General features: G+C 65.1%; 18 protein-coding genes. 4 read left to right on the top strand and 14 right to left on the bottom strand.

The features are described from left to right. Nucleotides 1-187 precede the first annotated feature (187 nt). A complete protein-coding gene (gene ampC, locus QM685_RS17100; RefSeq protein WP_415117558.1) occupies nucleotides 188-1,405 on the top strand; it encodes a class C beta-lactamase in 1,218 nt (405 codons plus the stop codon). 74 nt (nucleotides 1,406-1,479) lie between these two features. On the opposite strand, the gene QM685_RS17095 is transcribed toward ampC, so the two are convergent. The 7 genes from QM685_RS17095 to QM685_RS17065 all read right to left on the bottom strand — a co-directional run bounded on the left by QM685_RS17095 (nucleotide 1,480) and on the right by QM685_RS17065 (nucleotide 10,146). Next, a complete protein-coding gene (locus QM685_RS17095) occupies nucleotides 1,480-2,910 on the bottom strand; it encodes an MFS transporter (RefSeq protein ID WP_415117557.1) in 1,431 nt (476 codons plus the stop codon). Nucleotides 2,911-3,075: 165 nt separating this feature from the next. Next, nucleotides 3,076-3,339 (bottom strand): hypothetical protein, encoded by a 264-nt coding sequence (locus QM685_RS17090; RefSeq protein ID WP_415117556.1) that lies wholly within the window; start codon nucleotides 3,337-3,339, stop codon nucleotides 3,076-3,078. Between the two features lie 84 nt (nucleotides 3,340-3,423). Further along, nucleotides 3,424-4,080: a sarcosine oxidase subunit gamma gene (locus QM685_RS17085; protein ID WP_415117555.1), complete on the bottom strand. Its 657-nt coding sequence runs from the start codon at nucleotides 4,078-4,080 to the stop codon at nucleotides 3,424-3,426. Beyond that, nucleotides 4,070-7,072: a sarcosine oxidase subunit alpha family protein gene (locus tag QM685_RS17080; RefSeq protein ID WP_415117554.1), complete on the bottom strand. Its 3,003-nt coding sequence runs from the start codon at nucleotides 7,070-7,072 to the stop codon at nucleotides 4,070-4,072. Before QM685_RS17080 ends, QM685_RS17085 begins: the two co-directional genes overlap by 11 nt. After that, entirely contained in the window at nucleotides 7,069-7,416 is a 348-nt protein-coding gene (locus tag QM685_RS17075; RefSeq protein WP_415117553.1) for a sarcosine oxidase subunit delta, read from the bottom strand. Before QM685_RS17075 ends, QM685_RS17080 begins: the two co-directional genes overlap by 4 nt. Before the next feature lie 32 nt (nucleotides 7,417-7,448). Continuing rightward, on the bottom strand, nucleotides 7,449-8,693 hold the full coding sequence (locus tag QM685_RS17070; protein WP_415117552.1) for a sarcosine oxidase subunit beta family protein: 1,245 nt from the start codon (nucleotides 8,691-8,693) through the stop codon (nucleotides 7,449-7,451). Between the two features lie 58 nt (nucleotides 8,694-8,751). After that, on the bottom strand, nucleotides 8,752-10,146 hold the full coding sequence (locus QM685_RS17065) for an L-serine ammonia-lyase (protein WP_415117551.1): 1,395 nt from the start codon (nucleotides 10,144-10,146) through the stop codon (nucleotides 8,752-8,754). Nucleotides 10,147-10,476: 330 nt separating this feature from the next. Here QM685_RS17065 and QM685_RS17060 point away from each other — a divergent pair, with 330 nt between their 5' ends. Beyond that, nucleotides 10,477-11,559 carry a GlxA family transcriptional regulator gene (locus QM685_RS17060; RefSeq protein WP_415117550.1) on the top strand — a complete coding sequence of 361 codons (1,083 nt, stop codon included), beginning with the start codon at nucleotides 10,477-10,479 and terminating at the stop codon, nucleotides 11,557-11,559. A 49-nt stretch (nucleotides 11,560-11,608) separates the two neighbouring features. On the opposite strand, the gene QM685_RS17055 is transcribed toward QM685_RS17060, so the two are convergent. From QM685_RS17055 to QM685_RS17030, 6 genes are all read right to left on the bottom strand, one after another. Beyond that, nucleotides 11,609-12,607 carry a GlxA family transcriptional regulator gene (locus QM685_RS17055; RefSeq protein WP_415117549.1) on the bottom strand — a complete coding sequence of 333 codons (999 nt, stop codon included), beginning with the start codon at nucleotides 12,605-12,607 and terminating at the stop codon, nucleotides 11,609-11,611. Between the two features lie 6 nt (nucleotides 12,608-12,613). Beyond that, nucleotides 12,614-13,516: a choline ABC transporter permease subunit gene (gene choW, locus QM685_RS17050; RefSeq protein WP_415117548.1), complete on the bottom strand. Its 903-nt coding sequence runs from the start codon at nucleotides 13,514-13,516 to the stop codon at nucleotides 12,614-12,616. Then, nucleotides 13,509-14,684 carry a quaternary amine ABC transporter ATP-binding protein gene (locus tag QM685_RS17045; RefSeq protein WP_415117547.1) on the bottom strand — a complete coding sequence of 392 codons (1,176 nt, stop codon included), beginning with the start codon at nucleotides 14,682-14,684 and terminating at the stop codon, nucleotides 13,509-13,511. Before QM685_RS17045 ends, choW begins: the two co-directional genes overlap by 8 nt. A gap of 388 nt (nucleotides 14,685-15,072) precedes the next feature. After that, nucleotides 15,073-15,378: a hypothetical protein gene (locus QM685_RS17040; protein WP_415117761.1), complete on the bottom strand. Its 306-nt coding sequence runs from the start codon at nucleotides 15,376-15,378 to the stop codon at nucleotides 15,073-15,075. Between the two features lie 200 nt (nucleotides 15,379-15,578). After that, a complete protein-coding gene (locus tag QM685_RS17035; RefSeq protein WP_415117546.1) occupies nucleotides 15,579-17,285 on the bottom strand; it encodes a long-chain fatty acid--CoA ligase in 1,707 nt (568 codons plus the stop codon). A gap of 114 nt (nucleotides 17,286-17,399) precedes the next feature. Further along, nucleotides 17,400-18,173, bottom strand: coding sequence for an SDR family oxidoreductase (locus QM685_RS17030; RefSeq protein WP_415117545.1), 774 nt, complete (start codon nucleotides 18,171-18,173; stop codon nucleotides 17,400-17,402). A gap of 280 nt (nucleotides 18,174-18,453) precedes the next feature. On the opposite strand from QM685_RS17030, the gene QM685_RS17025 reads away from it, so the two are divergent. Together QM685_RS17025 and QM685_RS17020 are read left to right on the top strand one after the other, a co-directional pair. Continuing rightward, nucleotides 18,454-20,259, top strand: a complete 1,806-nt coding sequence (locus tag QM685_RS17025; RefSeq protein ID WP_415117759.1) for an acyl-CoA dehydrogenase — start codon at nucleotides 18,454-18,456, stop codon at nucleotides 20,257-20,259. Between the two features lie 259 nt (nucleotides 20,260-20,518). Further along, the gene (locus QM685_RS17020; protein WP_415117544.1) at nucleotides 20,519-20,905 is read left to right on the top strand and encodes a BON domain-containing protein; all 387 of its coding nucleotides are present in this window, start codon (nucleotides 20,519-20,521) and stop codon (nucleotides 20,903-20,905) included. 146 nt (nucleotides 20,906-21,051) lie between these two features. Here QM685_RS17020 and QM685_RS17015 read toward each other — a convergent pair whose 3' ends face one another. Continuing rightward, nucleotides 21,052-21,621, bottom strand: coding sequence for a helix-turn-helix domain-containing protein (locus QM685_RS17015; protein WP_415117543.1), 570 nt, complete (start codon nucleotides 21,619-21,621; stop codon nucleotides 21,052-21,054). Between the last annotated feature and the right edge of the window lie 91 nt (nucleotides 21,622-21,712).

Raw genomic sequence — 21,712 nt, 5'->3', positions numbered from 1 at the left:
CTTGAACCGACAACGCGGACGTCGACGCGGATCGCGCGGCACGGGCGGCTCACGGTTCCTGTCTCATAAATTTTTCTTTACCCTCGTGCAAGTTATCCTCGTTTGCCAGCGGTGTGCAAAAGCCGGATAGTGCGGCCTCAGCCAACCTGCCGACCCACGCCGGACCCTGTTCGAGGACCTAATGCAGATGAAGCACAAAACACGCACGCTCTTCACGAGCGCCGCATTCGCACTGTTCACGCTGTGCGCGATTTCGCCCGCCGGCCACGCGGCCAGCGACCCCGTCAAACATGCCGCCGGCCATGCAGGCGGCGACCCAGCCGCGCGCATCAAACCCACCGTCGATGCGGCGATCCAGCCGCTGATCGCGAAGTACCGCGTCGCCGGCATGGCGGTCGGCGTGATCGTCGACGGCAAGCCGTACGTGTTCGACTATGGTGTCGCGTCGACGCAAACCGGCAAGCCCGTCACGCGCGACACGCTGTTCGAAATCGGCTCGGTCAGCAAGACCTTCACGGCGACACTCGCGTCCTATGCGCAACTGAACGGCAAGCTGTCGCTATCGGACAGCACCGACCGCTATCTGCCGACGCTGCGCGGCCGTCCTTTCGGCAAGGTCAGTCTGCTGAACCTGGGCACGCACACGCCCGGCGGGCTGCCGCTCCAGGTGCCGGACGATATTCACGACAACGCGCAACTGTTGCAGTACTTCAGGAACTGGCAACCCGCTCATCCGCCCGGCACGTACCGGACTTATGCCAATCCGGGCATCGGCACGCTCGGGCTGATCACCGCGAAGAGCATGGGGCAGGATTTCACCGCGCTGATGCAGCAACGCGTGTTTCCGGCGCTCGGCATGAAGAGCACCTACATCGATGTTCCGGCGGCGAAGATACCCGATTACGCGCAGGGCTATACGAAGGACGACGCGCCGATACGCATGACGCCCGGCGTGCTGTCCGCCGAAGCGTACGGCGTCAAGACCACCGCCGCTGACATGCTGCGTTTCGTGCAGGAGAACATGAACCTGATCGCGATCGACGACACGTTCCAGCGCGCGATCACCGCGACGCACACCGGCTACTTCCAGGCCGGCGTGCTGACCCAGGACCTGATCTGGGAGCAATACCCGTATCCGGTCGATTTGAAGACCTTGCTGGCGGGCAATTCGACGGAGATGGTTCTCAACGCGACGCCCGCGACTGCAATCAAACCGCCGCTGCCGCCACAGCAGAACGTCTGGATCAACAAGACCGGCTCGACCAACGGGTTCGGCGCCTATGTCGCGTTCGTGCCGCAACAGCGCATCGGGATCGTGATGCTCGCGAACCGCAATTTTCCGAACGACGCACGCGTGAGCGCCGCGCATCAGATTCTCACGGCGCTGGTTGGCGAGGACCATTGATGGATTGAATAACCGGGACCGGTGCGCCATTGAGCATGGCGCACCCGGACCCTGACTTTTCATGCCGCTGGCGCTCACTCCCGCACGGGGTTCAACGCGTCGCGCGCATCGGTTTCGAGCGCTTCGGACACAAGCGTTTCCAGCGCCATGCCACGTGTTTCGATCCCGAGTACCCACACTGCCGCCGCGGCAATCAGGAAACACATCGCACCGAGCGAAAACACGCCGCCCTGCCCGAAAACCGGCAGCACGACGCCCACCACATAAGGGCCGATGAGCGAGCCGACCCGGCCGATCGCGGACGCGAAACCCGAGCCGGTTGCCCGCGCGCCGGTGCCGTAAAGCTCGGGCGTATAGGTGTACAGCACCGCCCACATCGCGAACATGAAGAACTGCATCGCGAGTCCCGCGCAGATCAACGGTACCGGCGTCTGCGCATGGAGAGCCGTTTGCCCGTACACGTACGCCATCAGCGCGCTGCCCGCGAGCGACGCGACACAGGTCGGCTTGCGGCCCCAGCGCTCGACGAGCCATGCCGCACAGATAAAGCCGGGCACACCGCCCAGAGAGATCAGTACCGTGTACAGCACGGATTTCGTCACGGCGAAGCCGGCCTGCTGCATCAACGCGCCGAGCCATGACGTCAGTCCATAAAAACCGAGCAACGCGAAGAACCACAGCGTCCACACCATGATCGTGCGGCGCCGGTACGCGAGGCTCCAGATTTCACGCAACGCGCCAGTGCCCTTCGCCGTCGCGGGTTCCGCCAGCATCGCCGGCGCGCGCAACTGGCTCACGCCCGTAGAACGCATCACTTTCGTCTCGATGTCGGCGAGAATGCGATCCGCTTCGGCATGCCGCCCGCGATGTTCGAGCCAACGCGGCGACTCGGGTACCACGCGGCGCACGATCAACACGAACACCGCCGGAATCGCGAGCAGCGCAAACTCGGTGCGCCAGCCGGGATCCGGCAGCACGAAATACGACACCACGCCCGATGCGATGAAACCGAGCGGCCAGAAACCGTCCATCAGTGCGATCAGGCGGCCGCGCGATGCCGCGGGCACGAACTCCGACAGCAACGTCTGCGCGATCGGAAACTCCATCCCCATGCCGATGCCGAGCAGCACGCGATAAAGGATCAGCGCGTCGACGCTTTGTGCGGTCGAACACAGATACGATGCGAGCCCCCACAGCACCATGCTCCACTGAAACACCGGCCGGCGTCCGAAGCGATCCGCCAGCAGTCCCGCCACCGCCGCGCCGAGCACCATGCCGAAGAAACTCGCGCTGGCGACGAGCCCCGTCGTCGCGGTCGACAGATGGAACTCGTTCTTGATCGATCCGAGCACGAAGGTCATCGTGCCGAGGTCGACCGAATCGAAGAAGAACGCGATCGCGATGATGATGAAGAGGGTTCGGTGATAGCTGGAGAACGGCAAGCGTTCGAGTCGGGCGGCTGCGCTGGCGCGTAGCTGAAAGCGAGGCTGAAAAGCGCTGGACATGTCATCCCCTCGTGGATACCACGGTTGACGCGGTGAATTCCGCGTAGATGGGCCGAACTGTGTCCTCAGTAGACGCCGACATAAATCGGCCACATAGAAGAAATGCGTCGTCGGGATGGAACGGGGGCGTCGTGATGAGTCCGCGCTGCCGCGAAGCGTCGAGCCTTATGTCCGCAGCCGCGCCCGCGCGGCGCCGGCAATGCGCGCAAGCGCATCGGCGCTCAGACGGGCCGCGATTTTTTCGACGTAGGCATGATGCCGCGCTTCGAGCGGCGCGCCGAGTTGCCGCGCGAGCAGATAGCGGATCAGCGCGATGCGCCGGTGACGCAGCGCGATGCTTTGCTCGAGCAGCGCGAGCGCGGCGCCGGCGTCGCCTTCATCGCGCGCCCGCGCGGTGAGACGCGCGGTGGCTTTGCGTGTCGACGTCATGGCGGAAAGTGGGCGCAAGAACGATGAAAACGGCAGGCGGTGGATACAGCCACAGCCACCGCCCGCCGCATCCGGGAACCGCGTCTAGGACATCAACGGCTCGGCGGCGTCGAGCATGATCCTGACGAAGTAGTCCGCGAAACTGCGGCGCACGACGATATCGAAACTGTCCGCGCCGGTCGGCAGCAACGTCATCGATGCCTTGAAATAGTGGCTCTGCGCGCACTGCCCCTCGCCGAACAGCCGCGGATGCAGATCGAGCGGACAGCCGCGCGCAAGCACGTCGCGCGTACGCGTGCCGCTGATTTCGAGCACCGTATAGCCGCTGCCGACATCGACCGCCGACGCGAACACGCCCGCAAACGCCGCGCCGAGCTTCGTCTGCAACGGCGCGCTGCGCGTCGCGTCGTGCGCGGCGGCCGAGCGCGCCAGCCACTCGTCCGGGCCGAGCCACAGCATGTCGTAACCGTTGCCGCGCGCGCTGGTGTTCGCCTTCTCCGGCGGTCGGCAGCCGATCACCTGTTCCACCGCGCGGATAAACGCCGCGTCGCGGGTGTCGCCGCGCACGTTCACGAGTTCGAGGAAGGGCCGCTCGCCGAGCCTGAATGCGGCGTTCGCGGTTGCCTGATGGTGCTCGAGCAGCGCAGCCGCGGCGACCAGCGGCGATTCCTGCCACACGCCCGTTTGCCGTCCGACCGTGCGGTCGACGATCGACACCGTTCCGCCTGTTTCATTCCACATGTTGACGTGCTCCTTCGCTGTCGTAGAACACCGAACTGGTGATCTTCGCCGCGATCTGTCTGCCGCTTGCGAGCGGAATCGTGACCGTTTCGCCGATCCGGTCGAGACCGCCCTTGACGACCGCCATCGCGATCGAGCGCTTCAGGATCGGGCTGAAATAGCTGGACGTGACGTGCCCGAGCATCGGCGCGGTATCGCCCTGGAACGGCCCCGCGACGATCTGCGAGCCTTCGGGTATCACGAACGACGCGTCCTCCGATAAGAGTCCGACAAGCTGCTTGCGCCCCGCCTTCGCGGTGTCCGAGCGGCTGAGCGAGCGCTTGCCGAGAAAGTCTTTCGACTTCGCGACGAGCCCGCCCATGCCGACGTCGTGCGGCGTCATCGAGCCGTCCGTATCCTGGCCGACGATGATGTAGCCCTTCTCCGCGCGCAGCACGTGCATCGTCTCGGTGCCGTACGGCGTGATGTCGAATTCCGCGCCCGCGGCCATCAACGCTTCCCACACCGCGCGCCCGACGTTCGCCGGCACGTTCACTTCATACGCGAGCTCGCCCGAAAAGCTGATGCGCATCACACGCGCCGCCGCGCCCGCGACGGTGCCTTCGCGATACGTCATGAACGGGAACGCCGCGTTCGCGAAGTCGATGTCGTCGCACACCTTTTGCAGCACCTTGCGGCTATTCGGCCCGACCACCGCGAAGGTCGCCCAATGATCGGTAACCGACGCGAGCCGCACGCGCAGGTCCGGCCACTCCGTTTGCAGCCAGCGTTCGAGCCACGTGAGCACGCGCGCCGCGCCGCCGGTGGTGGTCGTCATCATGTAGTGCTGGTCGGCGAGCCGCACGGTCACGCCGTCGTCGAAGATCATGCCGTTTTCGTCGAGCATCAGGCCATAGCGGCATTTACCGACTTCGAGCTTGCTCCACGGATTCGTGTAGACCCAGTTCAGCAGCTTCGCGGCGTCCGGACCCTGAATGTCGATCTTGCCGAGTGTCGACGCGTCGAGAATGCCGACGCTCGTGCGCACCGCGAGCGATTCGCGCGCGACCGCCGCATGCATGTCCTCGCCCGCCTTCGGGTAATACCACGGACGCTTCCAGTTGCCGACGTCCTCGAACGCCGCGCCGTTTTCGACGTGCCATTCGTGCACCGCCGTCTTGCGCACGGGGTCGAGAAATTCGCCCAGTTCGCGGCCGGCAAACGCGCCGAACGTGACCGGCGTGTAGTTCGGCCGGAACGTCGTCGTGCCGGTTTCTGCGATCGTCTTGCTGAGCGCCTGCGCGAGAATCGCCATCCCGTTGATGTTGCCGAGCTTGCCCTGGTCGGTGCCGAAACCCATCGCGGTGTAGCGCTTCACGTGTTCGACCGATTCGAAGCCCTCGCGCGCGGCAAGGAAAATATCGGCCGCCGACACGTCGTTCTGGAAGTCGACGAATTGCTTCGGCCCGCGCGTGGCCAGCTCGCGCCCGCCGACGAGCCACAGCGGCTGCAACCGGGTCTCGGTCAGCTCGGCCACCTGCACCGGCGCCGGGCGCGCGACGATGTATCCGGCCGCGCGCGCGGCCTCGACGCCCGCATCGACGGCGAAGCGGATGCCCTGGCCGAGCGTGAAGTCGCCCGCGCATGCGCCGACGCTCGTCTCCGCCTGCATCGCCTTGCCCGGTACGAAGCAGGCCTTGTCGTCGTGCCAGTGCGCCTTGCCGCCGGACTGCGCGAACAGGTGCAGCACCGGGCTCCAGCCGCCCGACATCGCGAGCAGATCGCATGGCAGCTCGCCCTGCTTCGCCGCGATCTGTCCTTGCGCGTACGACGCGATCTCCACCGCTGCGACGCGCAGCTTGCCGTGCGCGGCCGTCACGACCGTGCCGTTCATCACCTTGACGCCGTGGCGCCGCGCGAGCGCGGGCAGCGTGCCCTTCGATTCGCCGGCGCGCGGATCGATCACCGTCACCTGCGCGCCGGCCGCTTTCAGGTCGAGCGCGCATTGATAGCCGTCGTCGTTATTCGTGAACACGATCGCGTTGCGCCCCGGCAGCACCGCATAGCGATGCAGATAGATCGACACCGCCGACGCCAGCATCACGCCGGGCAGATCGTTGTTGCCGAACACGATCGGCCGCTCGTGCGCGCCGGTCGCGAGAATCACGCGTTTCGCGCGGATTTTCCACAGCAGCTCGCGCGTGCCCTTGCGCTGCGATACCGGCAGATGATCGGTGAGGCGTTGCGTAACCGTGACGAGATTGTGGTCCTGATAGCCGAACGCGGTGCTGCGGCTCAGGATCTTCACATCGGGCATCTGCCGCAATTCGTCTTCGATTTTCTGCACCCATTGCAGCGCGGGCTTGCCGTCGATTTCCGCGCGGCACGACAGCAGCGAGCCGCCCAGTTCAGGCTGATCGTCGACGAGCGTCACGCGCGCGCCGGACAAGGCCGCCGCATGCGCGGCCGCGAGCCCGGTCGGGCCGCCGCCGACCACCAGCACGTCGCAATGCGCGAAGCACTTGTCGTAACGGTCCGCGTCCGGCTGTCGCGGCGCGGTGCCGAGACCGGCGGCGTCGCGAATCGCGTCCTCGTACTTCGGCCAGAATCTGCGCGGCCACATAAAGGTCTTGTAGTAGAAACCCGCCGGAATGAAGCGCGCGATCTTCTGGTTGATCGCCATGCGGTCTTTCTCGATGCTCGGCTTCGCGTTCACGCTGTTCGCGACGAGCCCCTGATATAGCTCCACCTCGGTGGCCCGCGCGTTCGGCACCGTATAGGCGCCGGTTTCGAGTTGCACGACCGCGTTCGGCTCTTCGACGCCCGCGGTGACGATGCCGCGCGGCCGGTGATATTTCCAGCTACGCGCGACGAAATGCACGCCGTTCGCGAGCAATGCGGATGCGAGCGTATCGCCCTGATAGCCCTGATATTCGACGCCGTTGAACGTGAAGCGCAGCGCGATCGCGCGGTTGATGCGTCCGCCCGCGGGGAGTCGGTCTTTCTGGCTCATGATGCTTTGCCCTCTTGTGCGCTGCCTGCCTGTGCGTCGGCTACATTGCCTGCATTGGCTTGGTTGCCGTCCAGCGACAGCAGCGGACGTTCGAACGTCTCGTAGCCCTGGAACGCGTAGCTCACCGTGTCGCGCTGCGCCTTGAACCAGCGGCGGCAGCCCTGAGCATGCAGCCATTGCTCGCGATGCACGCCGCGCGGGTTCCTGCGCATGAACAGGTAGTCGCCCCACTCCCTGTCGGTGAGGTGTTCGGTGTCGAGCGGGCGGGCGATATCCGCTTCGCCGCCACAGGAAAATTCGGTTTCGGCGCGGGGACCGCACCACGGGCATTCGATCAGCAACATCTTTCTCTCCTCTTCGTCGCGGCGCGTGCGCGTTAGTGAGCCACCGCCGCGGCGCCATGCTCGTCGATCAGATGGCCGGTATAGAACCGGTCCAGCGAAAACGGCGCATTCAACGGATGCGGCTCGTCTTTCGCGATCGTGTGCGCGTAGACCCAGCCCGACCCGGGCGTCGCCTTGAAGCCGCCCGTCCCCCATCCGCAGTTGAAATACAGCCCTTTCACATCGGTCTTGCTGATGATCGGGCACGCGTCCGGCGACACATCCACGATGCCGCCCCACTGCCGGTTCATCCGCACGCGCGAAAACACCGGGAACATTTCGACGATCGCCTCGAGCGTGCCCTCGATGATCTGGAAGCTGCCGCGCTGCCCGAACCCGGTGTACTGATCGACGCCCGCGCCGATCACCAGGTCGCCCTTGTCGGACTGGCTGATATACGCGTGCACCGCGTTCGACATCACGACCGTATTGACGACCGGCTTGATCGGCTCGGACACCAGCGCCTGCAACGGATGACTCTCGAGCGGCAGCCGCACGCCGGCCATATCGGCGAGCGTCGACGTATTGCCCGCCGCGACCACCGCGACCTTCTTCGCCCTGATGACCCCTTTCGTCGTCTCGACGCCCGTCACCTGGCTGCCGTCGCGCCGGATGCCGATGACCTGGCAGTTCTGCACGATATCGACGCCCGCCTGATCCGCGCCGCGCGCGAAGCCCCAGGCCACCGCGTCGTGCCGGGCCACGCCGCCGCGCCGCTGGATCGACGCGCCGAGCACCGGATAGCGGCAGTTCAGGTTGATGGTCGGCTCGATTTCCTTGATCTGCGCGGGCGTGAGGAATTCGGCGTCGACGCCGTTCAGGCGGTTCGCATTCACGCGGCGTTCGGTGTCGCGCACGTCCTGCAGCGTGTGCGCGAGATTCATCACGCCGCGCTGGCTGAACATCACGTTGTAGTTCAGGTCCTGCGCGAGCCTTTCCCACAGCTTCATCGCCTTTTCGTAGAGCGCGGCGGATTCGTCCCACAGATAGTTCGAGCGCACGATGGTCGTATTGCGCGCGGTATTGCCGCCGCCGATCCAGCCCTTCTCGAGCACCGCGACATTGCGCACGCCGTGTTCTTTCGCGAGGTAGTACGCGGTCGCGAGACCATGGCCGCCGCCGCCGACGATCACGACGTCGTATTCGCCCTTGGGCTCGGGGCTGCGCCACTGCCGCTCCCAGTTCTCGTGATACGACATCCCGTTGCGCAGCAGGCTGAATATCGAATAGCGGCTCATCGTCGGTCCTTTGCGGTTTTGCTGGGTTTTGCTGGGTTTTGCTAATAGGGCTGGCGGTTCAACACTCGATGACGTTCACGGCCAGCCCGCCGCGCGACGTCTCCTTGTACTTCGTTTTCATGTCGGCGCCGGTTTCGCGCATCGTCCTGATCACGCTGTCGAGCGACACGACGTGCTGGCCGTCGCCCTTCATCGCCATGCGCGCCGCGTTGATCGCCTTGATCGCGCCCATCGCGTTGCGCTCGATGCACGGAATCTGCACGAGTCCGCCGACCGGGTCGCAGGTCATGCCAAGGTTGTGTTCCATGCCGATTTCGGCGGCGTTCTCGACCTGAGCCGGCGTGCCGCCCATCACGGCGGCGAGCGCCGCGGCGGCCATCGAGCAGGCCACCCCCACTTCGCCCTGGCAGCCCACTTCGGCGCCGGAGATCGACGCGGTTTCCTTGTAGATGATGCCGATCGCCGCGGCGGTCAGCAGGAAGTCGACGATGCCCGCGTCGCTCGACGCATGCATGAACTTCACGTAGTAGTGCAGCACCGCGGGGATCACGCCGGCCGCGCCGTTGGTCGGCGCGGTGACGACCCGGCCGCCCGCCGCGTTTTCCTCGTTGACGGCCATCGCGTACAGGTTGACCCAGTCGAGCATCGACAGCGGATCGCGCAGCGACTCTTCCGAGCGCGCGCGCAACTGCGCGCACAGTTCGGCCGCGCGGCGCTTCACGTGCAGCGGGCCGGGCAGCTCTCCACGCGCGTTGCAGCCGCGCTCGACGCACGCGGCCATCGCGCGCCAGATCGCCAGCAGCCCTTCGCGCACCTCGTGCTCGGGGCGCGTCGCGCATTCGTTGCGCAGCGTCACTTCGGCGATGGAAAGACCGCTTTCGCGGCACACGCGCAGCAGATCGCCGCCGGTGCGAAACGGATAAGGCACTTCCGCGCTCGCGCGCCGGCCGTTCACGCGGTCGCCGTCGCGATTGACGACGAAACCGCCGCCGATCGAGTAATACTCTTTCTCGACCAGCAACTGACCGTTTTCGTCGAACGCCTGAAAACGCATGCCGTTCGGATGCACGACGCCCGAACCCGGCGCGCCCGGCATCAGCTTGCGGTAAAAGCCGAGATGCTCGCGCTCGTCGAACCCGACCGGATGCCTGCCGAGCAGCGCGAGCTGCTTCGTGTCGCGGATCGCCCGCAGACGCGGCTCGATCAGGTCCGGGTCGAGCCGATCGGGCAGATTGCCTTCGAGGCCGAGCAGCACCGCCTTGTCGGTGCCGTGCCCCTTGCCGGTCGCGCCGAGCGAGCCGAACAGCTCGGCTCTCACGCGGCGCACGAAGCCGAGCAGATTCGCGTCTTCGATATGCGACGCAAAGCGGCAGGCGGCGATCATCGGCCCGACCGTATGCGAGCTCGACGGACCGATACCGATCTTGAACAGATCGAAAACGCTGACGTTCATCGCGTGCCCTGTGCGTTGCGTTGCCGGATTGGAGGTGCGTCTATTGCACCGCAGGCCCGGCGCAATCGATAGAATAAAAACGGCATCGCAGTGGGATGGCGGCGTCAGGGGTGTCACGGGCGCCATGAAGCGGGCTATGAATCGGGCCATGAATCGGGCTATGAAGCGGACCGCCGGCCGGACGCCGCGGCGCATTGGCGCTGACTTCCGGCGCATTGGCGCCCGGCAATCCTGAAGGTCCCGGTGCTATGCTTGCTTTTCACCCTTTGCGCTTATTTTCATGCCTGTTTCGTTTCTCTTTTGTTCTTCTTTTGCCGACCGGCCGCGCGCATGAATTCCGCTGAACCGCTTCCCCCTCGATCGATCGACGGTACCTCGAAGCAGCGCATCCGCTTCGGCATCGTCCTGCTGCCGAACTTCACGCTGACCGCGTTCTCCGGTTTCGTCGATCTGCTGCGCCTGTCCGCGGACGAAGGCGATTTCAGCAAGCCCGTGCGCTGTTCGTGGAGCGTGATCGGGGAAACCCTTGCTCCGGTGCGCGCGAGCTGCGGCATCCAGATCACGCCGTGGGAAACCTTCGAGCATGCCGAACCGTTCGATTACGTGGTGGTGGTCGGCGGCCTGCTGCACTCGGGGCCGGCCGCGAGCGAGGCGACGCTCGCGTTCATCCGTCGCGCCGCCGCCAGCAATGCGACGCTCGTCGGCATGTGTACCGGCGTGTTCTCGCTGATGCGCGCGGGCGTGCTCGACGGCCATCGGATCTGCGTGAGCTGGTTTCACTACTGGGATTTCATCGAGCGCTTTCCGTCGGTCGACGAACAGATGCTGGTCGCCGACCGGCTGTTCGTGATCGACCGCCGGCGCATCACCTGTTCCGGCGGACGGGCGTCGATCGACGTCGCCGCCGCGATCCTGCTGCGTCATTTCGAAACCGCGACGGTGCAGAAGGCGCTGCGCATCCTGCTCGTCGACGACCTGCAGAAAGGCAACGCGCCGCAGCCGCATCCGCCGGGCCTCGCGCCGGCCGCGCATCCGAAGGTCAAGCGCGCGATCCTGCTGATGGAGCAGCACGTGGGCCGTTCGCTGCCGCTCGACGAGCTCGCGCGCAAGCTCGACCTGTCGCCGCGCCAGCTCGAACGGCTCTTCAAGGCGCAGACCGGCAAGGCGCCGCAGGCTTACGCGAAGCAGGTGCGGCTGCGTACCGCCGCATGGCTGCTGACGAGTTCGGACAAGACCGTCGCCGATATCGCCTCGAGCTGCGGCTTTTCGGACGCGTCGCATCTGGGTCGCGAATTCCGCAAGCAGTTCGGCCTGCCGCCGATGATGTACCGCGAGCAACGCGGCACGGCCGCGCAGGCCGACGACGGCTCGTGCTACGACGAAACGTTTCCGGGCCGCGCGCAGGCGATCTGAATTCGCGGCGCCACCCCGTGAATGGCGGCGCGACCGGCGCAGCGAACCGCTACGCCGACAACCGCCGCTCGACGCTCGGCGCATGCCCGAACTGCGCGCGATACGCCTTGCTGAAATGACACGGCGAATGAAAACCGCATACGGTGGTCACGCGCGCGATCGACGCATCGGTGTTGCGCAGCAATTCCCGCGCGCGGCGCAGCCGCAAGCTCAGGTAGTAATGCGTCGGCGATACGCTCAGGAACATCTTGAACATGCGCTGCAAATGACGCTGCGACAGTTTCACGAGCCGCGCGAGTTCATCGAGCGATAACGGTTCTTCGATGTTCGCTTCCATCAGCCGCACCACTTCGATCAGCTCGGCGCGGGAGAAGCCGACCCGCGCGTCGACCGGAATATGCTGATAATCGGTCGAACCGCGAATCCGCTCGACGACGAACTGTTCCGACACCTGCGCGGCCACCGCGGACCCGAGCCGCAGGCCGACCAGATGCAGCATCAGATCGAGCGGCGCGGTGCCGCCGGTGCAGGTCAGCCGGTCGCGATCGATCACGAACAGCTCGTCGGCGAAACGCACGTGCGGATGGCGCTGATGCAGCGGCGACATGTCCTCCCAGTGCACGGTCGCGCGATAACCGTCGAGCAGGCTGGCCGCGAGCAGCGCATACGGCCCCGTGCAGATGCCGCCGAGCGGTACGCCCTGCGCGGCCGCGTCGCGCAGCAGCGCGATCACCGCGTCGTCCACGTAGTCGCGCACATGCCAGCCCGCGCAGACGAACAGCACGTCCGGCAGGCCGGCTTCGGCGAGCGTGGTGGTGGGTCTGACCGTAATGCCGTTGCTCGCGCGCGCCGGTTCGCCGTCCGGCGTGATCACCGACCACCGGTAGTGCTGCGCGCGGCCCACGTAGTTCGCCATGCGCAGCACCTCGACCGCGCTCGTGAACGCGATCATCGAAAAATTCGGCAACGTCAGAAAGCCGATGTGCGCGAGCCCGGACAGCCGCGCATCGGCGTGAGGCTCGACGGATGCGATCGCGTCGCGCTTCATCGGGAATCAGCCGTGCTGCGCGGCCGGCTCGCGGCGCACTTTCATCGCGTTGCGCAATCCCGCGAACAGCGGCGCGCGGGCCTTGCCCGGCGCCCGGCCGAAGCTCTCCGTGATGCGGTCCAGAATGATCGCGAGCATCACGACCGACAAACCGCTTTCGAAGCCGAGCCCGATATCGAGCCGCTGGATGCTCGCAAGCACGTCGTTGCCGAGGCCGCCCGCGCCGACCATCGACGCGATGATCACCATCGACAGCGCCATCATGATGGTCTGGTTCACGCCGGTCATGATCGACGGCAGCGCGTTCGGCACCTGCACCTTGTAGAGCAGTTGCCACGGCGTGCAGCCGAACGCCTGCCCCGCTTCGACGATTTCGCGATTGACGTGCCTGATGCCGAGCGCGGTCAGGCGCACCGCGGGCGGCATCGCGAAGATCACCGTCGACAGGATGCCCGGCACGCGGCCGAGGCCGAACAGCATCGCGGCCGGAATCAGATAGACGAACGCGGGCATCGTCTGCATCAGATCGAGCACCGGACGCACGACCATCTCGACGGTGCGGCTCTTCGCCATCCAGATGCCGAGCGGCACGCCGAACAGCAGGCTGATCACCGTCGACGACAGCGTGAGGCCGAGCGTGATCACCATCTGATCCCAGAAGCCGGTGCCGTAGATCAGCAGCAGCGCCGCCAACGTGAAGAGCGCGAAGCGCCAGCCGACGCGCCACAGGCCGACGCCGACGAAGAACGCCATCAGCGCCCACATCGGCACGGCCTGCAGGCCGTGCTCGACCGCCGCGGCGAAACTCTCGATGACCTTGCCGATCGTGTCGAAAGTCTTCGCATCGTGATCGAGCAGATAGTGAACGCCGTGATCGACCCAGGCGCCAAGCGGAACGATTTCAGACATGGGAACCTCGATGGCGCGTGAGAACGTTCAGCACGTTCGTCTGGTTGACCGAGCCGCAGTAGGAGCCATCCGCTTCGACGACCGGCAGCGGCGCGCGGCTCGCCACCACGCGCTCGACGACGTCGTTGAGCGGCGTGCTGCGGCGGATGCATTCGATCGGATTGAGCCGCGGCGACGCGCTGCCCGCCGCGTCGCGGCACACGAAGCCGCGGATCCTGCGCGCGCCGTCGAGCACGAACGCGTATTCGGCGCTGCCGTTCAACGTCGCGGCGACGCTCGACGCGTCGAGCCGCGGCGCGTGCAGCAGCGGCACCGCGTCGGTCTGCATCAGGTCGCCGGCGGTCAGATAGCGGCTCGTGTCGATGCCTTCGAAGAACGCGCGCACGTAGTCGTCGGCCGGATTTCTGATGATTTCCTGCGGCGTGCCGATCTGCACCACGCGTCCGCCTTCCATGATCGCGATGCGCGTGCCGATGCGCATCGCCTCCTCCAGATCGTGCGATACGAACAGGATCGTGCGCTGCTGCTCGCGTTGCAGATCGAGCAGCACGTTCTGCATTTCCTTGCGCTTGAGCGGATCGAGCGCGGAGAACGCTTCGTCCATGATCATCAGCGACGGGTTGACCGCGAGCGCCCGCGCGAGCCCCACGCGCTGCTGCATGCCGCCCGACAGCTCGGCCGGCAGCTTGTGCGCGAACGGCGCGAGACCGACCTGTTCGAGCACCGACAACGCGCGCGCCTCGCGCTCCCGGCGGCCGATGCCCGCCACCTCGAGCCCGAACGCCGCATTGGACAGCACGCTGCGCTGCGGCATCAACGCGAACGACTGGAACACCATGCTCATGTCCCTGCGGCGCAGCGCGGTGAGCTCGGCGCGCGGCACGCCGGCGACGTCGCGCCCGTCGATCAGCACCTTGCCCGCGGTCGGCTCGACGAGCCGATTGATCAGGCGAATCAGCGTCGACTTGCCGGAGCCGGACAGCCCCATCAGCACGAAGATCTCGCCCTCGCGGACCTCGAACGACACGTTGTGAACGCCGACGATCTGGCCGGTGCGGGCAAACACGTCCTCTTTCGTGGCGCCGCCCGCCAGCATGGCGATCGCCTGCTTCGGGCTTGCGCCGAACACCTTGCTCAGCCCTTCGACCACGACCTTGGGGGAATTCATCGAATGCTCTCCTCGCGTGGCGGACATCCGTCCGCGCCGTGCCTACATAGTTGCCAGAAAAAAGCGGGGGTAGCCGACTATTTACGACAACCACATGAGGAAATGCGACACCTGGGCGCGGGGGCACGGCCGATGTTTTCGGGACGGGCGGGCTCAGGCGATTCGAGTTCGAGGAAGGGAAAAGGCGTCGGGGGCTCCCCGCGCGCCGTTCAGTTCAATTGAAACCAGCGATGGATGCGCCCACCGCGTAGCGGGATGAAGAGAACGATGGCTGGTTGCATCGGCATTTCATCCGCCACGGAATTACGAAAGACGCCCGGCGTCCATTAATCCGGCCATCCCGCGGGGCAACCCGCGAGTTGCCCCGCGCCGGGCGTGCGCGCCGCTGTTACTGGCTCGCGGCCGCGCCGACCCCTGCCTTCTTCTGCGCGTCCTGCAGCTTGTTCGGATAGTTCGGGTCGTTCTGCGCCGGCTGATAGCCTGCGTCCTCGAGCTTCTTCAGCTCGGCGTTCTTCTTCGCGCGAGCCTGTTTGCGGGCCGCCTTGCGCTCGGCCTTGGTCGGCTTCGCGGTGCTGGTGCCCGGCTGGGCCGTGGTGGCGTTCGTGTCCTGCGCGACGGCGAGCGGAATGCTGCCGGCCACCATTGCGGCGACCGAGATCCCGAGCATGATTCGTTTAATGGCGAAGCTCTTCATGACTGACATCCCCTCTGGAGAGTTGGTAATAGTGTCGAAGCCCATCTGCGAATCCTGATTCACCCAGCGGGTTGCATAGGCTTTCATGCCCCCGCCGGCACAGCTTACAGGCACTTGAGAAGCAGAATAAGTACCCGGTTTCGGATCCAGGTGTTTTCCCCAGGAAAGACGCACATCCGATTCGTCCCGCTCCCCGGACATCAGCCCAAGCCCTGCGTTTTCCCATCCGCGCTTCCGTTGCTGGCCGCATCTTCCTCCTGCAACTTGCGCCACAGAATCTTGCCGCTGCCCGACTTCGGCAGCGACGCGACGAACTCGACGATACGCGGTGCCTTGTACGCGGCCATCTGCTCATGCGCCCAGTCGATGATCTGCTGCGCGCCGATCTTGCCCGCGTGCGCCGCGTCCGGCACCACGAACGCCTTCACGGTCTCGCCGCGCTTTTCGTCCTTCACGCCGATCACACAGACCTCATGAATCGCCGGATGGCGGTACATCAGCGCTTCGACCTCGGCCGGCCAGACCTTGTAGCCCGATGCATTGATCATGCGTTTGAGGCGGTCGGTCATGAAGAAATAGCCGTCCTCGTCGATATGCCCAAGGTCGCCGGTGCGCAGGAAACGTTTGCCGTCGAGTTCGACGAACACTGCGTCGGTCGCCTTCTGATCGCGCCAGTAACCGCGCATCACCTGCGGCGCGTTGACGACGATCTCGCCGGTCTCGCCCTGCGGCAGTTCCCGCAATGTGACCGGATCGATCACACGCGAATCGACGTCGAACACCGGAATGCCGAGGCACTGCGGCTTCGGCCGATGCGGCGGATTGATGTGCGTGCCCGCGATCGTCTCCGACATGCCGTAGCCTTCGACATAATCGAGCCCGGTCAGCGCCTTCAGTTTCTTCGCGATCGCATCGGGCATTGCCGCGCCGCCGCCGCGCGTGCCGGAGAGGCTCGACAGATCGTATTCGCCGAGCTGCGGATTCGACAGGAAATCGACCATCATCGTCGAGATCGACTGCCATGCGGTGATGCGATATTCCTGCATGCAGAGCGCGGCCGCGTCGCGGTCCCAGCGCGACATCACGACGATCGTCGCGCCCGAGAACAGCGCGCTGTTCATGCCACCCTGCATGCCGGTCACGTGAAAGAACGGCAGTACCGACAGGTGCACGCCATCGGCCGCCGAACCGAACCACACGCAGCCGCCGAGCAAGGTGCTCATCACGCTGCGATGCGTATGCATGCAGCCTTTCGGCCGGCCGGTCGTGCCGGACGTGTACGGCATGACGCACAGATCGTCGGGACCGGTGGTGAGCGGACCCGGCGCGATATGCCGTTCGAGCACGTGCTGCCACCGCGTGACGCCGGCGCGAGCGAATGTTCTACGCGGCGCGGCGACGAATTCGGGCACCGTCACCGGCGACGGCCGTTGCAGATAATCGCCGTACGTCGCGACGATCACGTGCTCGATCCCCCGGCCGGGGCCAGCGCCGATCAACGGCTCGACGTTGTCGAACAGACACTGCGGCGCGATGATCGTCGTCGCGCCGCTGTCCTCGACGTAGTGCGCGAGTTCGGTGCTCATGTTCATCGGATTGACCGGCACCACCACCGCGTTCGCGCGCAGAATGCCGTAGTACGCGATGATCCATTGCGGACTGTTCTGCATATAGAGCAGCACGCGGTCCCCCGCCTGCACGCCGCATTCGTGTTGCAGAAAGCCCGCGATGCGCTCGGCTTCGTCCTTGAACCGCGCGAACGTGACGGGCGTGCCGTAGTAGATGATGAAAGGCTTGTCGGGAAAACGCGCCGCCGAGACTTCGGCGTTATAGAAAAGGTTGGTCCGCGGCAGTGTCAGATGCAACGGCACTTGCGGCGGCCAATGCGGATAATGGCGTTCGTTCATAGGCGTCTCCGGCTTTTTCTGTCTGCGCGCCGTGCGGCGGCGGCGCGCTTTGCTTCGCGTGGCTCGGCTTAATTGCGTTGCAACAGTGTGTTGAAACGCTGCCTTGACTTGGCTTCAGACGATGATCGAACCGCCGTCCACCGCGAGATACTGGCCGGTGACGTGCCGCGATGCTTCGCTCGCGAGAAACACGACGGGGCCCATCAGATCCTCGTCGCCGCCCAGACGCCGCAACGGTGTGCGTGCAACGATCGAATCTTCGAGCCTGTCGAGAAGTCCCGCCGACATCTTCGACGGAAAGAAGCCGGGGCAAATCGCGTTGACGTTGATGTTGTACTTGCCCCATTCGGCCGCGAGTGCGCGCGTGAAATTGATCGCCGCGGCCTTCGATGTGTTGTACGCAATCGTGTTCATACCCGGCGGCGAGCCCTTCAGCCCGGCCACCGACGCGACGTTGATGATCTTGCCCGCGTGCCGCGGAATCATGCTGCGCTTGCCGACCTCGCGCGCGAGAAAGAACGGCGCGTTGACGTTCAGGTTCATCACCTTGTTCCACGCTTCGTCGGGATATTCCTCGGCCGGCGCGCCCCACGTCGCGCCCGCGTTGTTGACGAGAATATCGATGCGGCCATGCGCGCTCATCACTGCGTCGACGAGACCCGGAATGCCTTCGAAGCGCTGCAGATCGTTGACGACGGTATGCACTTCGATGCCGCGGCGTTGCAGATGCGCTTGCGCCTCGGCGAGTTCGTCGGCCTTGCGCGCGGTGATCGCGACGCGGCAGCCCATCTCGCCGAGCGCTTCGGCCATTTGCAGACCGAGTCCGCGCGAGCCTCCGGTGATCAATGCAACCTTGCCGTCGAGTTGAAACAGGTCCTTCACTGACATGCGACGCTCCTCCAGTTTGTTCCGCCATGCAGATTCTGATTCCGGATTTTTCCGGCCATCATACGTGCCGAAATTCGGCATGTAAATAAAAGCACGATCATTCTTTTTCGTTATAAACTGATGCGTATCGTCGACGCGTGGTTCGTCGGGACTTACCCGCATAGCGCGTTTTTCAATCGATTCAGGCTGTTGAAGCGGCATGCATCAGCGAGCATCGAAAACGATGCTTATCGGCGATGCTGTTCCGCGCGGCGGCTTACCTTTGGACGGGCTTTCACCGATGCAGAATGCGCTGATCATCAACACGCGGGATCTGGATTTCCAACTGTTCGAAGTACTCGAGGCCGAGACGCTGACGCGGCGCGCGCGCCATGCCGATCACAGCCGCGAAACCTTCAACGCGGCGCTCGAAACCGCACATGCGGTGGCCGTCGAGAAATTCGCGCCGCACAACCGTCTGTCCGACGAGCACGAACCGCAGTTCGACGGCCAACGCGTGACGCTCCCGCACGAAGTGCAAGACGCGCTCGACGCGCTGCGCGCGACCGGCTTTCTCGCGGCGGGCAAGGATTACGAATGGGGTGGCATGCAGTTGCCGGCGGTGATTTCGTTCGCGTGCCTGTCGCTGTTCAAGAGCGCGAACATCGCGACTTCGTCCTACGCGATGTTGACGAGCGCGAATGCGAACGTGATCGAACGATTCGGCTCGCCGGTGCAGAAGCGCAAGTACCTGCATGCGCTGTTCGAAGGCCGCGCGTTCGGCACGATGGCACTGACCGAACCACAGGCGGGCTCGAGTCTCTCCGATCTCACCACCACCGCGACGCCGAACCCGGACGGCACCTACTCGATTCGCGGCAACAAGATTTTCATTTCGGGCGGCGACCATGAATTGAGCGAGAACATCGTGCATCTGGTGCTCGCGCGCATTCCGGGCGGGCCGCCGGGAGTCAAGGGCATCTCGCTCTTCACGGTGCCGAAATTGCGCGTCGACGACGACGGCAGTCCCGGCGAACGCAACGACGTCGCGCTCGCGGGTCTGATTCACAAGATGGGCTGGCGCGGCACGACATCGACGATGCTGTCGTTCGGCGAGCATGGCGAATGCATCGGCGAACTGGTCGGCGAGCCGCATCACGGTCTCGCGTATATGTTCCATATGATGAACGAGGCGCGCATCGGCGTGGGACTCGGCGCGGTGATGCTCGGCTATCGCGGCTATCTGGCCTCGCTCGACTACGCGCGCGAACGGCCGCAGGGACGTCACCCCAGCAACAAGAATCCGCTCGATCCGCAATTGCCGCTGATCGAGCATGCGGACGTGCGCCGCATGCTGCTCGCGCAAAAGGCCTACGTGGAAGGCGCTTACTCGCTGTGCCTGTACGCGGCGCGCCTCGTCGACGAACAGAACACCGGTGAGAACGACACCGCGCGCGCGGAAGCGGCGCTGCTGCTCGATCTGCTGACGCCGATCGTGAAGTCGTGGCCCTCGCAATGGTGTCTCGAAGCGAACAGCCTCGCGATCCAGATTCACGGCGGCTACGGCTATACACGCGAATATCCGGTCGAGCAGTTCTATCGCGACAACCGCCTGAACATGATTCACGAAGGCACGCACGGCATTCAGGCGATCGACCTGCTCGGCCGCAAGGTCACGATGAAACACGGCGCCGCGCTGAAGCTGTTCGCCCGTGAACTACAACGAACGATCGATACCGCGCACGGGCACGCGCCGCTACAGGCCCACGCCGATGCGCTCGGCGCCGCATGGCGCGATGTGAGCGGCACGCTCGACGTGCTGCTGCCCGCGCTCGCGAGCGATACCGAACGCGCGCTCGCCAACGCGAATGCGTTTCTCGAGGCATTCGGCCATATCGTGATTGCATGGACATGGCTGCGGCAGGCGATCGTCGCGCAGGCCGCGCTGCCTCGCGCGAGCGGCGCAGCGGATCAGGACTTCTATCGCGGCAAGCTGCACGCGTGCCAGTGGTTCTTCCGTTGCGAATTGCCGCGCGTCGCGTCGATGCTGACGCCGTTGCGCACGCTCGACGACACGACGCTCAGCATGTCGCCGCGATGGTTCTGAATAAAACGCGACGTTTTTGACGGCTGCGCTTATGCGCACCGCATGCGTGCCGCAAGCGGATAGTCCGCTCAATGTCTCGTTGCGTCACTTTTTTCAGCATGGGTTCGTCGACTGAACTATTGTTTAAACGCGCCGGGCGCGCCGCAGCGGCATTCCTATATAAGACAGGCGTTTCCCAGAGAGTCCGGACCTGCTCGACAAAGCGCACCATTTTTGACATGCAACGAAGCGACATCAACTTATCGAGGATGGTGAAAACGTGAAAACAGTCAATCTTCTGAAGGCGCTCGGTGTGGCGGTGTGCGTGGCAACCGCATCCAGCGCCTACGCCCAGGCGAGCGACGCGACAGCGCCCGCCAACACGGCGGCGGCGCCGGCCGCGAACGCAAAGTCCACGCGTCAGGCGGATCGCAAGCTCGGCCGCGACGTGCGGCGCGCGCTCGCGAAAACGTCGGGCTTCAACGTATCGAACGTATTCGTGCGGGCGCGCGGCGGCGCGGTGACGCTGACCGGCTCGGTGCCTCAGGGCGCCATGATCCAGCAGGCCGCGGACGTCGCGAAAGGCGTTCCGGGCGTGACCTCCGTGAACAACAGGATCACGCTCGGCGTACGGGCGGGTGGTGGCGGCGGAGGCGGTGGAGGTTGAGCGCCAGCCGGCGGCGGTATGCTTCGCACTTTGCGCATTTCGCGCAAAGTGCGCCGCGCAATTCATTCAACCGACCACGGGAGAGTCGCAAACAGGCGGCACGCGGCGCCTCCCTTCATCCCGCAATCTCCTGCTATCTGGAACGTTCAGCGCCGCACCAGACCTACCACGTAACGGCATACGTCATCGCCGGCATTGAAAAACTCGCATTCGACCGGCGCGCCTAGTTGCAGACAATCCCCCGTTTCGAGCCGATACGTCCGCGAGCCCTCGCGGAAAACCAGCACCCCTTGCATGACCCAGATCTGCTGATGCTGAAACACGAACGCATCCGACGGATAAGGCACCTTCACGCCCGCCGGCAGTTCGATCTCGAGCAATTCCAGCACGCCGCCGGTCGGCGGTGAGATGCGCCGCCGCGTATAGCCGGTTTCGGGGTCCTGCCAGAGCGCCTGATCGGCATGGCGCACGAGCCGCTCGCCGGTCTGCTCGGCCAGCGCGAGCAGGGTCGACAGCGTCAGCCCGAATGCACCCGACAGCCGTCCGAGCACCGTGGCCGTCGGACTCGCCTCGCCGCGCTCGATCTTGCTGATCATCGCCTTCGATACGCCCGAGCGTTCCGCCAGTTCGCTCAACGACCAGTTGCGCGCCTCGCGTTCGACTTTTACGCGCGCGGAGATCGCCTGGGTCAGATCGATGGCGGAGGATTCGGACATGGTGGAGTCGTCTGGGCAAGAGTGAGCACCGCAAAATTATATCGGCGCGCCGGCGCGACCGGCACCTCGCCCAGTCCCACTGCCGGCGGCG

The sequence above is a fragment of the Paraburkholderia sp. genome, assembly GCF_047605525.1.
GTDB lineage: Bacteria > Pseudomonadota > Gammaproteobacteria > Burkholderiales > Burkholderiaceae > Paraburkholderia.
Note: the sequence above shows the minus strand (reverse complement) of the source record. Positions and strands in the feature narration are given on the sequence as shown.